This is a genomic window from Acidovorax sp. 210-6 (assembly GCF_010020825.1).
Classification (GTDB): Bacteria; Pseudomonadota; Gammaproteobacteria; order Burkholderiales; family Burkholderiaceae_C; genus Simplicispira; species Simplicispira sedimenti.
On sequence record NZ_JAACJE010000001.1, the window covers coordinates 2,944,678 to 2,962,478 of the forward strand.

The window sequence follows — 17,801 nt, forward strand, 5'->3', positions numbered from 1 at the left end:
TCATACCTTTTTGGATGCTTGTGCGATGACTTCTTCGAGCTTGCCTACGAGTTGCGGATTGATGGTCGCCTTCCACTTGGCGTAGGGCCGCCGAACCAGGATCCGCCACTCGTCGAGTTCGGCGGGCGTCGGGATGTAGACATCCACGCCCGCACGGCGCAGCGCCTCTTCATCGGCCTGTTCATTGGCGCGGGTCAGCCGGGTGATTTCCTTCGCGGTGTCCTGCGCAGCTGCGCGGACGATCTTCTGATCCTCGGGACTCCAACTGGCCCATATGGGATTGGCGATGCTGATGTGCAGGAGCTCCGTGAATGCATTCCACTTGGTGACGTACTTCTGCCCCAGCGTGACCGCTTTGGCAGCGATCGCCTGTTCCTGCGTCAGCGTCACGCCGTCCACCGCATCGGACGCCAGCGCCGCCTGCGCCTCGGCCCAGGGCATGCTGGTGGGGTTGGCACCCAGGGCGTTCATGACGTCCTGGAACATGGGGCTGCCCACCACGCGGACTTTCAGCCCTGTCATGTCGGATGCCTTGGTCAGCCTGCGCTTGGAATTGAACAACTGGATGTAGCCGTACTCCGCGGACGCCAGGATTTCCATGCCCGCCTTGCTGCGCACGATGCCGTAGTAGTCCTCGGTCAGCACCTTGGACGCCAGGACCGCATCGACCTCCTTGCTGTTCGTCATCAGGAACGGCAGGGCGAACGCGGCCATGTCCTTGACGGTGCCCGAATAGTTCACGCCGGTGCCGACGATGATGTCGATCGCCCCTTGCCGCAGCGCCACGAGTTCCCGATCCTGCTGGCCCTGCACCAGACTCGAACCAGGGTACAGCTTGATGGCGATGCGGCCGGACGTGCGCTCCCGGACAGTGTTGGCGAACAGGTCGGCCATCTTGTACCAAAGCGGCCCCGGCGGGGAAACCATGGAGAGGCGGTATTCCTTCTTGTATGAGGAACTTTGTGCGTGGCTGAGGCCGGGCATGGCCAAGCTGGCCGCAGCCGATGACAGGATCAAGTCGCGGCGTCGAATCATAGGTGTCTCCTTTGGGGTTGAAAGTCAGGTTGGCGCATCAAAATCGCGCATCAAAAGCCGCTGATCCGTGGCAGCCACAGGGCCAGTTGAGGCCAGAAAATGACTGCTGCGATGGCAGCGACGAAGCTCAGGAAGAACCAGCCGACCCAGCGGAACGTGGACTCGATGGGCACCTGGGCGATGCGGCAGGCCACCAGCAGGTTGACCGCGAGCGGCGGCGTAAACTGACCCAGGGCCATGACCATGGTCAACAGCACCGCGAACCACACCGGGTCCCAGCCGAAGTGCTTCACCAGCGGGGTCAGCAGCGGCAGGAACACCATGAAGACGGTCACGCCCTCCAGGAAGATGCTGATGACCTTGATGAGGATCAGCGTCAGAACGAGCGCCCCGATGGGGCCGAGGCCCAGTGAACTCAGCCAAGCAACGACAGGGTCGGCAACACCCAGCGTATTGATGCAGTAACCGAACACGCCGGTGAAGCCCACGATAATCAGGATGACTGCGGAAATCTTCGCGCTCTCCGCGAAGATGTCGTAGAGGTCGGCCAACCCGATAGTTCGGTGGATAAAAATGCCGATGAAGAGCACCCACACCGCAGCCACCACTGCTGCCTCCGTCGGCGTAAACAGGCCCGCGCGCATGCCCCCGAGGATCAGCACGGGCGTCACCAGCCCCCAGCTGGCTTCGCGCAGGCTTTTCCAGAAAGGGGGGCGCGGCAGCTTCGCCTCGACAGCGCCGAACTGGCGGTGCCGCGAGATGAGCCACGCGGGCAAGATCAAGGCCAGCCCGGCCAGCACGCCGGGAATCAGGCCCGCAGCGAACAGAGCTGGCAGCGAGACGCCCGGCACCATGACGCTGTAGATCACGAACGCGAGCGACGGAGGAATGAGAATGTCGGTGGCCGTCGCCGAGCCGATAACCGTTGCGGAAAACGCAGGGGGATAGCCCGCGCTGCGCATCGCGCCCAACATGACGGCCCCGATGGCACCAGCAAGTGCCGCGCCCGATCCCGAAATGCCGCCCAACACCATGGCAACCAGGATGGCGGCGATCGGCAGCATGCCCGGCCCGCGCCCCAGCACTGCCATGGCGAACGTGACCATGCGGGACGCCACGCCGGAGCGGTCGAATGCACAGCCGACCAGAACGAACATCGGCAAGGCGAGCAGCGGGTACTTGGCGATGCTGGCATCGAAACTCTGCTGCAGTGTGTACAAACCCCACCAGGGCATGTCCGCCCCCATGAGAACGACCACCGCTGTACCGCTGAGTCCTAGGGAAAATGCGATCGGGACTCCAGCAAGCATCAGCCCGAAGAACAGCCCCAGGAGAACGATGGCTTCGGTCACAGCTCGGCCTCCTGCGATGCCTTGGCAGTGCCTGCACCTCGGCTCTTGCTCCAGTGTGCGCCGATGGCCCGCAGCGCCACCGGCACCGCCAGCACGCTCAGGATGCCCGTGTACCACCAGCGCGGCAGACCCAGGCCGGTAGAGGTCTCTTCAAACTGGAACTCTTGCCAGCCCGTCCGCGCCAGCAGCACGGCCAACAGCGCGAAGAGCAGCACGGTGGCGACCGTCGTCAGCCAGGCCAGCAGACGGCGGCGAACCGCGGAACCGCCTGCATAAAAAAACTCGATCCGGATATGCGCATCCTGGGCGGCGACGGCCGCAGTCCCCGCTAGCGCCAGGGCTACCAGCAGGAAGACCGAAAACTCCTCGGTCCACGCCAGGGATTGGCTGGTCACGTAGCGCGCGACCACATTGGTCAACGTGATCAGGAGCAGCAGCGCCATGATGACTGCGCCGAGCCGCTCCTCCAGAGCGTGTTTTTTCCGTGCAGTTTTTGATGCGCGCATTAGAATGGTACTCCAGATGAATTTGGGATACCATTTGGCCATCTCAGGGTACCAATGTCAATCAACTCGATACCGAGAAGCAGCTAGGACAAACCCTAGGAAGAGCTCCGTGAAGACAGCGGATACAACACCGAAGAAGAGCTCCTAGTGGTACCGTTGAGCTTTATAAAGTTCTATCAACGATGGCCGCGACCAATGAAAAAGTTTCTTGATGACGAGGCGTTCCATGCGGAACTGACCAACCTGTTTCTGTCGGAAGGCATGCGCGCACTCACCGTGGGAAGCATCGCTGCACGTCTGCGATGCTCTAGACGTCGCCTCTACGAGCTTGCGCAGACGAAGGAGGAGCTCTTTTGCCAAGTAACCCAGCGACACTTTGACACCGCGCTGGCGGCTGGTGACGCTGTGCTTGAGCACGCACAGGGCGACCTCGCCGAGATACTGACGCAGTATTTATGGGTTGGAGCAAAAGCAGGTGCTCAACTCAGCACGCCCTTCTTGGAGGATCTCGAAGCATTTCCCGAGGCCAAGAAGATCTTTGACAACTATCAGAATTTACGTGTCGCACACGCGCAAGGACTCATAGAACAAGGCATACGCCAGGGCATTTTTGTGCCTTGCCACACCTTGCTCGTCATTGAAGCCTTACGGTCGGCGGGGCAGAGATTGAGACATCCAGACTTCCTGACCCAAGCAGGCTTGACGATGGATCAAGCTTTTGAAGAGTTCTACCGCATCTTCCTTGGCGGACTTCTAGCGCAACGCCCGGCCGGCGCCGCAAAGGAGCAGCAAACGCGACGTCAGCCAGCGAAGGCCCGCCAACAGGTGCAATGAAACGCTGGCTGCGCGCTACCAGTTCTGTCGCCGCTGCCGCCTCGGCCTCGACGTATACCTGGCCCTCGCCCTCGTCCACGCCCAGCATCTGGGCTGCGCGCATGCTTGGCGGGCACGCGGGGAGCGCTTGCTCGCCTACGCCAACACGGGGATTCACCTAGCTGGAATGCAGTAAATTTACTTTAGAGTAAGTTCATTTACTTCATGCAATTTTCCATTGGTCTGGCATCCACCCTAGAACCACTTGCAGGAGACGCGCGTTGGAAGACATATTTATAGTTGGAGTGGGAATGACCCCATTCGGTCGGCATCCCGATAAGGACATCAAGCAGCTCACGCGCGAGGCGACCGGGGCCGCGCTTGTGGACGCGGGGATACGACAGGACGATCTGCAGGCCGCCTTTTTCGGCAATACCTCCCAAGGTCACATGGAGGGTCAGCACATGATCCGCGGGCAGATCGCCTTGCGCGCCATGGGGATCGGCCACATTCCCGTGGTGAACGTCGAGAACGCCTGTGCCAGCGGATCGTCCGCGTTCGTGCTGGCCTGCAACCATGTCCGTTCAGGTGCCGGCGATGTGGCGCTAGCCATCGGCGCGGAGAAGATGTTTTCCACCGACAAGCAGAAGATGTTCTCGGTCTTCGACAGCGCCTGGGATCTGTCCCGGGCTGCGGAGAATCGTGAGGAACTGATGAAGCTCGGGCGCGATGTGGCTGTGCCGGAGGGGACTACCTCGCCCCGACCTTACAGCGTGTTCATGGATGTGTACGCGGCATTTGCGCGATCCCACATGCGCACTTTCGGCACCACGCAGCGGCAGCTGGCGGCCGTCTCGGCCAAGAACCACGCGCACTCGGTGCATAACCCGCTGTCGCAGTACCAGATGGCCTACAGCATTGAAGAAGTGCTGGCCGCGCCGCCGATCACCTATCCCTTGACCTTGCCGATGTGCTCGCCCGTTTCCGATGGTGCTGCTGCTGTCATCGTGTGCAACCAATCTGCGCTCAAGCGGCTGGGCATCGATACCAGCCGGGCGATCCGGGTGCTGGCCGCCCTGGCTCAAAGCGGATCGGCGCGCAGCGAGGACGACTATGCCAACCACTGCACGGCGTTGGCTGCACGCCGCGCCTATGAGCTCGCCGGTGTGGGGCCAAAGGACATCTCCGTGGCCGAAGTCCACGACGCGACAGCCATGGGTGAAATCATTCAGTCCGAAAACCTGGGCTTCTGCGAGTTCGGCCAGGGCGGTGTGATCGCCGAACGGGGCGACACCCGCATCGGCGGGCGCATTCCCATCAATCCATCGGGCGGGCTGGAGTCCAAGGGCCATCCGGTCGGCGCGACGGGTCTGGCACAGGTGCACGAGCTGGTGACCCAGCTTCGCGGGCAGGCCGGCGCGCGGCAGGTCAAAGGTGCGCGCATTGCGTTGGCAGAAAACGGCGGTGGTCTCGAGGGCATTGAGGAAGCCATCGCCTGCATCACCATCCTGGCGCGCTGAGCGTCCTACTCAAAGAAGCAACCAACATGGATATCAAGAACACGGTGGCATTGGTGACCGGCGCTGGTTCAGGTCTTGGCCTGGCGACCTGCAAGGCCCTGGTCAATGCAGGTGCCAAGGTGATGGCTGTCGATCTGGACTACACCCGCCTGGTGCGCGAGATGGCGTCGCTGGGCGATAGCGTGCGCGCGCTGAAAGTGGATGTGGCCAACGACGCCAGTGTGAAGGTTGCTGTGGAGTTTGCAGTCAACACCTTTGGTGCGCTGCATGTGGCCGTGAACTGCGCAGGCATCCTGGGCCCGTGTAAAACCTTGTCCAAGGGTGAGCTGTTTCCACTGGATCTATGGGATCGGGTGATCGGTGTCAACCTCACCGGCACCTTCAACGTCATTCGTCACGCGGCCCTGGCCATGTCGCAGAACGATGAGAACGCGGATGGCGAACGTGGCGTGATCATCAACACATCCTCGGGCGCGGCCTGGCAGGGACAGATGGGACAGGCCGCTTATAGCGCCAGCAAAGCGGCCGTCATGGGCCTGACGCTTCCGGTGGCGCGAGACCTGGCGCAGCACGGAGTGCGAGTCGTCACGCTCGCCCCCGGTCTCTTTGAAACCGGCATGTCGGCGGGCATGCCGATCAAAGTGGCACAAAACATCATTGAAAAATTCATCCTGTTCCCCAACCGCATGGGGCAGGCGCAGGAGTTCTCGGCGCTGGTTCGCCATGTAGTGGAGAACGCCTATCTGAACGCCACCACGCTCAACATCGATGGTGGCGCCCGGCTTTAAGGATGAGCCATGACCAGTGTCTCCAATGCACTTTTGAGCGAGCAGGAAGTAATGGTTCGAGAGTCGGCCCGTCGCGTCGCTGGCGAGGTGGTGGCCAACTCTGCAGCCGAGCGTGATCGCACTGGCGCCTGGCCCCACGATGAAATCCGGGCGGTGGCCGAGCTCGGCTTCATGGGCATGCTGGCGCCTCAAACCTACGGTGGCTCCGGTCTATCGTTTGTGGAGTACTGTCTGGCAATTGAGGAGTTCGCTGCTGCGGATGGTGGCTTTGCCACCATGATGCATGTCCACAATGCGTCTGCGCACGTACTGCGGACTTATGGCACCGAGGAGCAGATGCGTGCCCACCTGCCGGAGTTGGCCCGTGCCCAGCGTATTGGGGCTTTCCTGCTGTCGGAGCCCCATGCCGGATCCGATACCGCGGCCATTCGCACGACAGCCAAGCGCGAAGGCGACACCTACTTGCTCAATGGAACCAAACAGTGGGTCTCCAACGGCAGCGAAGCCGGCTTTGCCCTGGTGGTCGCCGCCACAGGAGCGCCGGGAGTTCGCGACCGTTTCAGCTTGTTCATCGCGGATCCGAGGGATGCCGGTTACCAATGCCTGCGAATCGAAAACAAGCTGGGCCAGCACACGGCACACACCGCCCAAATCCATCTCGACAACCTGCGTGTGCCAGCGACGAACATGTTAGGCGAAGAAGGGCGCGGCTATGGCAAAGCGCTCGCCTTGTTGTCCGACGGCCGCATTGCGATCGCCGCGCTGTCCATTGGCATTGCCCGCGCTGCCCTGGAAGCCGCGATCCGGTACGCAAAGGAGCGTGACGCCTACGGAAAGCCGATCGCCGAGTTGCAGGCCATCCGTTTTGACCTCGCGGATATGGCCACGCAGATCGACGTGGCGCGCCAATTCACGCTGTACGCAGCACGCTTGACCGATGCCAGACTTCCGGCCATCAAAGAGGCCGCGATGGCCAAATTGTTCGCCAGCGAAATGGCGGAGAAGGTCTGCTCGGCCGCGCTCCAAGTGCATGGCGGCTATGGATACGTGAACGATTTCCCAGTGGAACGCTATTACCGGGACGTGCGCGTGACAAAGATCTATGAAGGTACCAGCCACATCCAGCGGCTGATCATCGCGCGTCAAATACTGGACGGTTGACGCCCTCCCGTACGCTGAGCCACGAAGATGGAGGGTTCAGCGGCAATCAAGCGGCGCAGGCATTCATGGCGTTTCCATCCCATGGGATGCGCTTGGCGAAACACAACTGAGCTTACAAAATGGAAAATTCATCTCCCGAATTGATCGAGTCTTTTACCGACGGTGTTTTGACACTGACGATGAACCGCCCCGAGCGGCTGAACGCGCTAACGCCAGCGATGTTGGATGCCTTGCTGCGGGCCTTGCGCCAGGCGGCAGCGGATTCCAAGGTTCGCGCCGTGGTGTTGACGGGGGCGGGAAGCGCGTTTTGCGCCGGTGGCGACGTCAAGGCCATGGCCGAAGAGGCGAGCGACTCAGCCCAAACCCAGGAAGAAAGGGCAGCCCAACTGCGCGAAGGGATGGAATGCTCGCGGCTGTTGCGCGAAATGCCCAAGCCGACCATTGCCCTGGCACGGGGTGCCACGGCCGGCGCCGGCCTGTCGCTGGCTCTGGCGTGCGATCTGCTGCTGGCCTCCGACAACGTGAAAATGACCTCTGCCTTCGTGAAGGTGGCCTTGGCGGGTGATTTCGGCGGCAGTTGGTTTTTGACACAGCGGCTGGGCGCTCGGGCGCGTGCATTCTCCTTGCTGTCGCCGGTCGTCGATGCGCAAGAGGCGCTGCGCATCGGTTTGGTGGATCAGGTCATTGCGGACGACGCGCTGGAGGCCGACGGGCAGGCATTGGCTCGCCGACTGGCAGCCGGGCCAACGACCACCATCGGCCACATCAAGGCCAACCTGAACTGCGCGGAGCGCGGCGCGCCCTTGGCCGATGCGCTCGACCACGAGGCAGTACGGCAGATTCGCTGCCTCATGACCGAGGATCACAAGGAAGCAGCGCGCGCCTTCGTCGAAAAGCGCGCACCGGCTTTCGCTGGGCGCTGAAGCTCAGCGGCCCAGGCCCTGTAGCTCACTTTGCAGTTGGACGGCGCTGTGAGCCTCATGGCGGTCGGCGCTACCAAGCAGGACATCGCCGACCACTGCACGCTTGAAATAGTGGCCCACGGAACACTCCTCGGTCACACCAATGCCTCCATGCAGTTGGATGGCTTGCCCACAGACCTTCTTGGCGGCGCGGGAGATCAGGGTCTTGGCCTGAGACACCATCCGTTCCTTGTGCGCGGCATCCGTGCCCTCGATGGCGGCAAGCAATGCAAACAGCATCGAGCGAGAGAGTTCCAGCTCGGCCGCCATGTCGGCCATCCGGTGCTGCAGCGCCTGGAAGCTGCCAATGGCAACGCCAAACTGTTTGCGCAGCTTCAGGTAGTCGGCCGTGATCTCGATGGCTCTTTCCATTGCACCCACGAGTTCCGAGCACAAGGCGACCGTGGCATGCATCAGGCCATGGCGCAGTGCTGGCATGCCCTGCCCTGGCTGGCCAAGCACCATGTCCGTTGGGACGAAGACATTCTCCAGAACGACCTCAGCCGCCCAGCTTCCATCGTGCAGGGGCAATGCCTGGCGACTCAGGCCCGGAGCCTCGGCATTGACCAGGAAAAGCGTGATGTCTGCCGGATTCGCCTGATTTGCCACGACGCCGGAAACAATGAACCATTCTGCATCGCGGCCACCGAGTACCAGCGATTTGCTTCCATTGAGCACATAGCCGTCTGACGTGCGATTGGCGCGCAGCGCCACGGGCAGCGGCATGCCGCACGATCCCGACTCGCTGTACGCCACGGCGCATCGGATGGTTCCATCGACCAGCCCTGGCAGCAACTGCTGGCGCACGCCGGATGACTCACTGGCGACCAGTGTCTGCGCAGCCAGCACGGCGCACCCCAGGTAGGGCTCAATGACCAGCCCGCGCCCGAACTCGTGCGCGATCAGCGCCGTTTCGAGCACCGTTCCCCCAAAGCCGCCGCATGGCTCGGGCACTGCCGCGCCAAGCCAGCCATTTTCGGCAAAGCTGCGCCAGTTGACGGCAGATCCGCCTTGGCCTGTTTCCAGCAGCGCGGTGCGGGCCTCGAACGTGTAGGCATTCTCGACAAATCGCCGCACACTGTCCTGCAGCATTTGCTGCTCCGAATTCAGATTGAAATCCATGCTGACCCGATGTTTTAGAACTGAAACAGAAGGCTTGAAGCGATGCCCCGCTGGACTTCACTGCTGCCGCCATAAATGGTGGATGCGCGCCGGAAGAATGCTTCGGAAGCTATGCCGCCCACGACCTCCTGGAATGGGTATGCGAGCTTCGGCGGGGTGCCATGGTCAGTGGGGTAAGCAATGGCACCGCAATCCCCCGATGATTCGACGAGGAACAGGCTCATCGACTGCTGAAGCTCGGTTGCGCGCACCTTCAACATGCAACCCAGGGCATGCGCCTCTGGGCTCAGGTTGCCAGCTTGCTCCATGGCAGCCACCCGGGAAACCATCATGGCAATGGCATTCACCTCGGCTTCAAAACGCGCCAACTGCAGCGCAAAATTGGGACGGGCAATCAGCGGTTCCGTACCTGTGCCCCACTCCGTTGCCAATTGCTTGAGGCGTCGCAGATAACCCTGCAATACGTGCAGCTCCGCCGCCGATGCATGTTCATTATTGAGAAGAAACTTGGTGATTTTCCAGCCGTCTCCCTCCTCACCCACGCGGTTACTGACGGGGATGCGCAAATCCTCAATGAAGACTTCATTCAGGTGATGGCGGCCATCGATCGAAAGAATGGGCCGCACCGTGATACCCGGCGATTTCATATCTGCCAGAAGCATGGTGATACCAGCCTGCTTCTTGACGGTCGGATCGGTTCGCACCAGCATGAAAATCCAATCCGATTGATGGGCGTAGCTGGTCCAGATTTTTTGCCCATTGACCACGTAGTGGTCATCCTGTAGCACGGCCGCGGTGCGCAGCGAGGCCAGATCCGAGCCAGAGCCCGGCTCCGAAAAGCCCTGACACCACAGGCTGTCGCCCCTGATGATGCCTCCCGCGTGCCTGGCCTTTTGTTCGGGCGTTCCGAAATGATTCAGTGCCGGGCCAATCAGTTTGTGGGCAAATATATCCGGACTGGGCGCACCGGCTATGCTGCATTCCTCATCGAATACCAAGCGTTCCTGCACCGTCCAGCCCGTGCCGCCATGCGCTTTGGGCCAGTAGGGCCCCCCCCAACCATTGGCATTCAGGATGCGCTGCCACCGCAACAAATCTGCCGGAGCAGCGCGCATTTTCTGAAATCTCATCGCCAGATCGGCGGGCAGATTTTTGCGCAGAAAATCCCGCACTTCTGCTCGAAAGGCATCGATCTGGTCAGCAACTTGGAAGTGCATTGGGACTCTCTTCAGCGCAAAAATTCAACGTCAATGAACCGCAGATTTTCTATCGGGCGGAGAGCACCAGTTCAAGAAATCGCTTGATTTCCTGATCGGCATTCTCGTAGCGCACAGCGGTCGTCCAATCGGCGATCTTGCCAATCTGCTGGGCAATGTACTCGGGCGAGAGATCGGTATCAGGAATATAAACAGGTGCTGTCTCCATGACAGCAGCAGCAGCGAATGCTCCCCCACCGGCGGACAGGATCATCTTGGATGGCGCATCCTCGCTCGACAGGAAAAGCACGGCAGGCGTCACACGCTCCGGCACCAGCGCTTGCTTCGCTGCCGGTGGCAGCAGGTCTTCGGTCATACGGGTGGTTGCCATCGGAGCGACGGTATTGATCCGGATGTTGCTCTTGAAGCCTTCCTGATGCAGCACATTCATCAGACCAATGACTGCCGCCTTGGCAGCACCATAGTTGGCCTGGCCGAAGTTTCCATACAAGCCCGCAGCAGAGGCGGTCATCACGATGCGACCGTACTCCTGCTTGCGCATGATGTCCCAGACCGCCTTCGTGCAGTTGACCGAGCCCTGCAGGTGAACATTCACGACAGCGGCGAAATCCTGCAATTCCAATTTCGAAAACGACTTGTCGCGCAGGATGCCGGCGTTGTTGACCAACACATCCACACGGCCGAACTCGCCAACCGTCTGCTCGACCAGCGCCTTCACCTCCAGAACGTCGGTGACGTTGGCGCCATTGGCAATGGCGATGCCGCCGGACTTCCTGATCTCTTCGACGACAGCGAGTGCAGCCTCGGAGGAGCCGCCCGTGCCGTCACGGTTGCCGCCGAAATCATTCACCACCACCTTGGCGCCGCGTGCCGCAAACGACAGCGCGTGCTGCCGTCCCAGGCCGGAACCGGCACCCGTCACGATAACGACGCGATCTTGAAAATTGATGCTCATGTCTTTCCACCTCTGATCAATGTTGTTCATTCAAAGAAGCGAATGATGGACTCCACCACGCACGCCGGCTTCGGCGCGCCTTCGCATTCAATGGTCATCTCAAACTTCATTTGCGCACCGTTCTCGCCCAGCGCGTCCCAGGCCAGCAGCCGGCATGTTCCGCGCAGCCGGCTGTTGACAGGCACCGGCGACGGGAATCGAACCTTGTCCAACCCGTAGTTGAGGCCCGTGGACTGCTTTGTGATCTTGAATGCGCTGGTGAGGAAGGTCGGCAACAGGCTGAGCGTCAAAAAGCCGTGTGCGATGGTGCTGCCAAATGGTCCGGATTTAGCGCGTTCAGGATCGACGTGAATCCATTGATGATCCCCGGTGGCGTCGGCAAATTGATTGATTCGGGCCTGGTCAACCAGCACCCATTCGCTGACACCGATTTCCTTGCCCACCAAAGGCTGAAGACTGCCAATCGTTTCGTAAATTTTCATGGTTATGCCCGTTCGTAAAGTGTGACGACGCATGCGCCGCCAATGCCAATGTTCTGCTGGAGCGCCAGACGGGCGTTCTCAACCTGCCGCGCGCCTGCTTGCCCGCGCAATTGGGTGACCAATTCAAAGCATTGCGCCAGTCCGGTCGCGCCGATCGGGTGGCCCTTGGAGAGCAGTCCACCGGACGGGTTGGTGACCACCTTTCCGCCGTAGGTGTTGTCGCCATCGTTCACGAACTTCTCGGCCCCGCCTTCCGGGCACAGGCCCAGGGCTTCGTAGGTCAGAAGTTCGTTCTGTGCGAAGCAATCGTGCAATTCGACAACGCCAATATCCTCGGGGCCGACGCCCGTGGCGGCATAGACCTGATTCGCAGCTTCCTTCACCATGCTGAAACCCGCGACTTCGCGCAGGTCTCGGCCGTCGAATGACATGGCGCGATCGGTGGTCATGGCTTGCGCGCGAATCTTGACCGAACGATTCAATCCATGGCGCTGGGCAAATTCACCGGAACAGACGATGGCGGCTGCGGCACCGCAAGTGGGGGGGCAGGCCATCAGCCGCGTCATCACGCCCGGCCACATCATGGGCGAGGCCATGACCTCCTCTGTCGTCACCGTCGCCTTGAAAACGGCCAAGGGATTGTTTGCCGCATGGCGGCTGGCCTTGGCCTTGATCTTGGCAAAGGTGTCCAGTTTCGTGCCAAAGCGCCTCATGTGCTCCATGCCTGCGGCACCAAAAATACGCAATGCGATGGGAACGTTGGAAACATCGGCATTGGCTTCAACGCAAGCGTTGAAGTGCTCGAATACCGACGGTCGGTCGTTGTACATGGTGCCCAGTGCGCCGGGATTCATTTGTTCGAATCCAAAGGCCAGGACGCAATCGGCCATACCGCTGATCACCGCCTGCCGTGCCAGATACAGCGCGGTCGAGCCCGAGGAGCAGTTGTTGTTGACGTTGATGACCGGAATACCCGTCATGCCAACCTCGTACAAAGCACGCTGGGCCGAGCAGGAATCACCGTAAATGAAGCTGCCATAGGCTTGCTCCACCTGGGAGTAGTCAATTCCCGCGTCGGCGAGGGCCAGCTTGATGGCGTTGGCACCCATGACCGAGTAAGGATCGCTGGCGCCAGGCTTGGCGAATGGAATCATCCCGACGCCTGCAACATAAACTTCTGTGTCCATAAATTCACCCTTCATAAGTTCATCTCAAACTGAGGAGCCGCCTGCCTGGTTGGCGCGCCATCCCAGGCTCACTCAACCGCCTTGACCATGTCCTCGACGACCTTCTTGGCGTCACCGAAGACCATCATGGTCTTGTCCATGTAGAACAACTCGTTGTCCAGCCCCGCGTAGCCTGCGGCCATGGAGCGCTTGTTCACGATGATGGTCTTGGCCTTGTAGGCCTCCAGGATGGGCATGCCATAGATCGGCGTGCCCTTGGTCAGCGCGGCAGGGTTCACCACGTCGTTGGCGCCCAGGATGATCGCCACGTCGGCCTGCCCGAATTCGCCGTTGATGTCCTCCATCTCGAACACCTGGTCGTAAGGCACCTCGGCCTCGGCCAGCAGCACGTTCATGTGGCCCGGCATGCGCCCGGCCACCGGGTGGATGGCGTACTTCACCGTCACGCCCTTGTGCGTGAGCTTCTCGGCCAGTTCCTTCACCGCGTGCTGCGCGCGCGCCACCGCCAGGCCATAGCCGGGCACGATCACCACCGTCTCGGCGTTGCCGAGAATGAAGGCCGCGTCGTCCGGGCTGCCGCTCTTGACCGGGCGCTGCACCGCCGCGCCGGCCGTTGCCGTGGTCGTGTCGCCGCCGAAACCGCCCAGGATCACGTTGAAGAACGAACGGTTCATGGCCTTGCACATGATGTAGCTCAGGATCGCGCCCGAGCTGCCCACCAGCGAACCGGCGATGATCAGCATGGAGTTGTTCAGGCTGAAGCCGATGCCCGCCGCTGCCCAGCCCGAGTAGCTGTTGAGCATGGACACCACCACCGGCATGTCGGCACCGCCGATGGGGATGATGATGAGCACGCCCAACAGGAAGCCGGTTTTGCCATGGGGCGAACGCCTTGCCTAAGCCCGATTTGCGTAAGTAGTGACCAAGAAAAATATCGCACGCGCCCTTCGTGCCCGTAACAGCAGTGCCCGCGCCATGGCGCGGGCACTGCTGTTTTCGGGCTTGGCGGCGCTCCGCCGAGGCTCAAGCCATCTGGCGCTGCGCCACGGCCGCGCCCTTGGTTGCGGCCGGCGACGCCTGGCGCCATTGCGCCATCAGCGCCTGCGACTTGCTGCGCACCGTTTGCAGGTTGCGTTCTTTGACATGGCCAAAGCCTCGTATGCCTTCGGGCAGGCGTGCGATTTCGACGGCGAGCGCGAGCTTGTCGGGCGTGAGGCCGGTGAGCAGATCCTCGATGCAGGCGCGGTATTCACCGATCAGCGCACGCTCGGTCTTGCGCTCCTCGGTCTTGCCGAAGGGGTCGAGCGCCGTGCCGCGCAGGCCCTTGAGCTTGGCGAGCACGGTGAACGCGCGGCGCACCCAGGGGCCGTAGGGCTTTTTGACGAGCTCGCCGCGCTCGTTTTTCTTCGCCAGCATCGGTGGTGCAAGGTGGTGCACGATGGTGTAGTCGCCCTCGAACATGCCGGCGACCCTGGCGGTGAACGCCGGGTCGGTGTGCAGGCGCGCGACCTCGTACTCGTCTTTGTAAGCCATGAGCTTGAACAGCGAACGCGCCACGGCTTCGGACAGGCGCGTGCCGGCACCCTGCTGATTCCCCAGGCGTGCCTCGGCGGCCTGCACCTTCTCGACGAAGGCGCGGTAGCTTTCGGCGTAGGTGGCGTTCTGGTAGCCGGTCAGGAAGTCCACGCGTTTGGCGACGATTTCGGCGAGCGAGGGTTTTTTCACGAGCTCGATCACTTGCACGGCCTGGTACAGCGCCTGCACCGCAGCGGGCTCGTGCGCGCAGCGGCGGCCCCATTCGAACGCGGCCTGGTTGTTTGCGACCTGCACGCCGTTGAGCTCGATGGCGCGCAGCAGCGCTTCGCGCGTGAGCGGGATCCAGCCCTTTTGCCAGGCGTAGCCGAGCAGCAACGGATTCGTGTAGATGCTGTCGCCGAGCAATTGCACGGCGGCCTGCTCGGCCTCGAAGCTGCTGATGGCCTGCGCACCGCCCGCGGCCTCGGCGATCGCGCTTTCGCAGCTGCCGCGCGGAAATTGCCAGTCGGGGTTGTGCACGATCGCCGCCGTGGGCGTGTTGTGGCTGTTGAGCACCACGTGCGTGCGCCCTGGCAGCATTGCGGCCAGCGTGGTTTTTTGCGCCGTGACGATGGCGTCGCAGCCGATCACGAGGTCGGCCTTGGCGGTATCGACCTTGGTGGCGTGCAGCGCCTCGGGGCGGCTCGCGATCTGCACGTGGCTCCAGGTGGCGCCGCCCTTTTGCGCGAGGCCGGCCGAGTCCATGGTGACCACGCCCTTGCCTTCGAGGTGCGCCGCCATGCCCAGCAGCGAGCCTATGGTGATCACGCCCGTGCCGCCCACGCCCGCGACGACGATGCCCCAGGCGCTTTCGGCCACGGGCAGCATGGGCTCGGGGACTTCGGGCAGGCCTGCGAGGCTGCCTTTTTTCTCCTTTTGCGGTTTTTTGAGCGTGCCGCCCTCGACGGTGATGAAGCTCGGGCAAAAGCCCTTGAGGCACGAGAAGTCTTTGTTGCAGGTGCTTTGGTTGATGCGCCGCTTGCGCCCGAATTCGGTCTCTACGGGCTCGACCGACAGGCAGTTGGATTGTTCGGAGCAGTCGCCGCAGCCTTCGCAGACCAACTCGTTGATGACTACCGTCTTGGCCGGCGTGGCCATGGTGCCGCGCTTGCGGCGGCGGCGTTTTTCGGTGGCGCAGGTCTGGTCGTAGATCAGGATGGTGCAGCCTGGCACTTCGCGCAGCTCGCGCTGGATGCGGTCAAGCTCGTCGCGGTGGTGCACCGTAACGCCTTCGGCGAGCGCCACGCCCTCGTATTTTTGCGGATCGTCGGTGACGATGACGATCTTGGACGCGCCTTCGGACTTGACGCTGTGCATGATCTGCAGCACCGAATGGCCCTCGGGGCGCTCGCCCACGCGCTGGCCGCCGGTCATCGCGACGGCGTCGTTGTAGAGGATTTTGTAAGTGATGTTCACGCCCGCGGCGATGCTCTGGCGTATGGCCAGCAGCCCGCTGTGGAAGTAGGTGCCGTCGCCCAGGTTGGCGAACACATGCGCATCCTTGGAAAACGGCGCCTGGCCGACCCAGGGCACGCCCTCGCCGCCCATCTGCGTGAAGGTGGCGGTGGCGCGGTCCATCCACACGACCATGTAGTGGCAGCCTATGCCGGCCATGGCGCGCGAGCCTTCGGGCACGCGCGTGCTGGTGTTGTGCGGGCAGCCGCTGCAAAACCAGGGCAGGCGGTCGGGCGTTTGCGCCACCGGGGTGGCCAGGGCGCGCTCCTTGGCGTCGAGTACGGCGAGGTGCGCCTGCATGCGCGCGGCCACGTCTTCGGGCACGCCGATCCTGGTGAGACGCCTGGCGATGGCGCGCGCGATCAGCGCGGGCGAGAGGTCTGCCTTGGGGCGCAGCAGCCAATGCTCGCCGGGGTTGGGCATGCCCCATTCGCCGCCCGAGGATTCGTCGAACTTGCCGACCACCGTGGGGCGCACGTCGTCGCGCCAGTTGTAAAGCTCTTCCTTGAGCTGGTATTCGATGACCTGGCGCTTTTCCTCGACCACGAGGATTTCCTGCAGGCCCTGCGCGAACGCGCGCGTGCCCGTGGCCTCCAGTGGCCAGACCACGTTGACCTTGTGCACGCGGATGCCCAGGCGCCGGCAGGTGTCGTCGTCGAGCCCCAGGTCGAGCAGCGCCTGGCGCGTGTCGTTGTAAGCCTTGCCGCTCGCGATGATGCCGAAGCGGTCCTGCGGGCCTTCGATCACGTTGTGGTTGAGGCGGTTCGCGCGGATGTAGGCGAGCGCCGCGTACCACTTGTAGTCCATGAGGCGCGCCTCTTGTTCGAGCGGCGCGTCGGGCCAGCGGATATGCAGGCCGCCGGGCGGCATGGCGAAGTCTTCGGGCAACACGATGCGCACGCGGTCGCGATCGACCGACACGCTGGCCGACGACTCGACCACTTCCTGGATGGTCTTCATGCCCGCCCAGACGCCGGAAAAGCGGCTCATGGCAAAGGCGTGCAGGCCCATGTCGAGGATGTCCTGCACGCTGCTCGGAAAGAACACCGGCAGGCCGCAGGCCTTGAAGATGTGGTCGCTCTGGTGCGCGGCGGTGCTGCTTTTGGCGACGTGGTCGTCGCCCGCGACGGCGATCACGCCGCCATGGCGCGCCGTGCCAGCCATGTTCGCGTGCTTGAACACGTCCGAGCAGCGGTCCACGCCCGGGCCCTTGCCATACCAGATGCCGAACACGCCGTCGTACTTTTTGCTCTGCGGGTATAGGTCGAGCTGCTGCGTGCCCCATACGGCGGTGGCGGCCAGCTCCTCGTTCACGCCGGGCTGGAACACCACGTGGTGCTCGGCAAGGTGCTTCTTGGCCGCCCACAGCGCCTGGTCGTAGCCGCCCAGCGGGCTGCCGCGGTAGCCGCTGATGAAGCCGGCAGTGTTCAGGCCCGCGGCGGCGTCGCGCTCGCGCTGCAGCATGGGCAGGCGCACCAGCGCCTGCACGCCGCTCATGAAGGCGCGGCCTTCGCTGAGCGCGTATTTGTCGTCGAGCGAAGCCTTTTCGAGGGCTTTGCGGATGTGGTCTGGCAAGGGGGCGTTCATGACGATGTCTCCGATATGGTGTGGGCCGGGGCGCTGCTTTTGCTCGCAAGAAACATACCTCGGAAGCAGTCGTGTGGCAGCGCG

The 17,801-nt window shown here is 62.4% G+C and carries 14 protein-coding genes and 1 pseudogene; 5 read left to right on the plus strand and 10 right to left on the minus strand.

The window, feature by feature from the left end:
* Genes dctP through GWK50_RS13670 form a run of 3 tightly spaced genes read right to left on the minus strand, consistent with a single transcriptional unit; the run spans position 1 to position 2,935 of the window.
* A complete protein-coding gene (gene dctP, locus GWK50_RS13660) occupies positions 1–1,035 on the minus strand; it encodes a TRAP transporter substrate-binding protein DctP (protein ID WP_162016941.1) in 1,035 nt (344 codons plus the stop codon).
* Between the two features lie 50 nt (positions 1,036–1,085).
* Positions 1,086–2,387, minus strand: coding sequence for a TRAP transporter large permease (locus GWK50_RS13665; protein WP_162016942.1), 1,302 nt, complete (start codon positions 2,385–2,387; stop codon positions 1,086–1,088).
* Positions 2,384–2,935 (minus strand): TRAP transporter small permease subunit, encoded by a 552-nt coding sequence (locus GWK50_RS13670; protein WP_162016943.1) that lies wholly within the window; start codon positions 2,933–2,935, stop codon positions 2,384–2,386. The genes GWK50_RS13665 and GWK50_RS13670 overlap by 4 nt, the downstream gene beginning before the upstream one ends.
* Positions 2,936–3,088: 153 nt before the next feature.
* On the opposite strand from GWK50_RS13670, the gene GWK50_RS13675 reads away from it, so the two are divergent.
* The 5 genes from GWK50_RS13675 to GWK50_RS13695 all read left to right on the plus strand — a co-directional run bounded on the left by GWK50_RS13675 (position 3,089) and on the right by GWK50_RS13695 (position 8,098).
* Positions 3,089–3,727, plus strand: a complete 639-nt coding sequence (locus GWK50_RS13675; RefSeq protein ID WP_162016944.1) for a TetR/AcrR family transcriptional regulator — start codon at positions 3,089–3,091, stop codon at positions 3,725–3,727.
* Positions 3,728–3,987: 260 nt separating this feature from the next.
* Positions 3,988–5,226, plus strand: a complete 1,239-nt coding sequence (locus GWK50_RS13680; RefSeq protein WP_162016945.1) for a thiolase family protein — start codon at positions 3,988–3,990, stop codon at positions 5,224–5,226.
* 26 nt (positions 5,227–5,252) lie between these two features.
* Positions 5,253–6,014, plus strand: coding sequence for an SDR family NAD(P)-dependent oxidoreductase (locus tag GWK50_RS13685; RefSeq protein WP_162016946.1), 762 nt, complete (start codon positions 5,253–5,255; stop codon positions 6,012–6,014).
* Positions 6,015–6,023: 9 nt separating this feature from the next.
* The gene (locus tag GWK50_RS13690) at positions 6,024–7,175 is read left to right on the plus strand and encodes an acyl-CoA dehydrogenase family protein (RefSeq protein WP_162016947.1); all 1,152 of its coding nucleotides are present in this window, start codon (positions 6,024–6,026) and stop codon (positions 7,173–7,175) included.
* Between the two features lie 119 nt (positions 7,176–7,294).
* Entirely contained in the window at positions 7,295–8,098 is an 804-nt protein-coding gene (locus GWK50_RS13695) for an enoyl-CoA hydratase-related protein (protein ID WP_162016948.1), read from the plus strand.
* Between the two features lie 3 nt (positions 8,099–8,101).
* On the opposite strand, the gene GWK50_RS13700 is transcribed toward GWK50_RS13695, so the two are convergent.
* The 7 genes and pseudogenes from GWK50_RS13700 to GWK50_RS13730 all read right to left on the minus strand — a co-directional run bounded on the left by GWK50_RS13700 (position 8,102) and on the right by GWK50_RS13730 (position 17,717).
* Positions 8,102–9,259, minus strand: a complete 1,158-nt coding sequence (locus tag GWK50_RS13700; RefSeq protein ID WP_162016949.1) for an acyl-CoA dehydrogenase family protein — start codon at positions 9,257–9,259, stop codon at positions 8,102–8,104.
* A 14-nt stretch (positions 9,260–9,273) separates the two neighbouring features.
* A complete protein-coding gene (locus GWK50_RS13705) occupies positions 9,274–10,476 on the minus strand; it encodes an acyl-CoA dehydrogenase family protein (RefSeq protein ID WP_162016950.1) in 1,203 nt (400 codons plus the stop codon).
* A 49-nt stretch (positions 10,477–10,525) separates the two neighbouring features.
* On the minus strand, positions 10,526–11,431 hold the full coding sequence (locus GWK50_RS13710) for an SDR family NAD(P)-dependent oxidoreductase (protein WP_162018119.1): 906 nt from the start codon (positions 11,429–11,431) through the stop codon (positions 10,526–10,528).
* Positions 11,432–11,457: 26 nt separating this feature from the next.
* Entirely contained in the window at positions 11,458–11,913 is a 456-nt protein-coding gene (locus GWK50_RS13715) for a MaoC family dehydratase (protein ID WP_162016951.1), read from the minus strand.
* A 2-nt stretch (positions 11,914–11,915) separates the two neighbouring features.
* Positions 11,916–13,100 carry a lipid-transfer protein gene (locus tag GWK50_RS13720; RefSeq protein WP_162016952.1) on the minus strand — a complete coding sequence of 395 codons (1,185 nt, stop codon included), beginning with the start codon at positions 13,098–13,100 and terminating at the stop codon, positions 11,916–11,918.
* Between the two features lie 68 nt (positions 13,101–13,168).
* Positions 13,169–13,966 (minus strand): annotated as a pseudogene (locus tag GWK50_RS13725) (NAD(P)(+) transhydrogenase (Re/Si-specific) subunit beta); the annotation flags it as partial.
* 157 nt (positions 13,967–14,123) lie between these two features.
* Positions 14,124–17,717, minus strand: a complete 3,594-nt coding sequence (locus GWK50_RS13730) for an indolepyruvate ferredoxin oxidoreductase family protein (RefSeq protein ID WP_162016953.1) — start codon at positions 17,715–17,717, stop codon at positions 14,124–14,126.
* Positions 17,718–17,801: the final 84 nt, after the last annotated feature.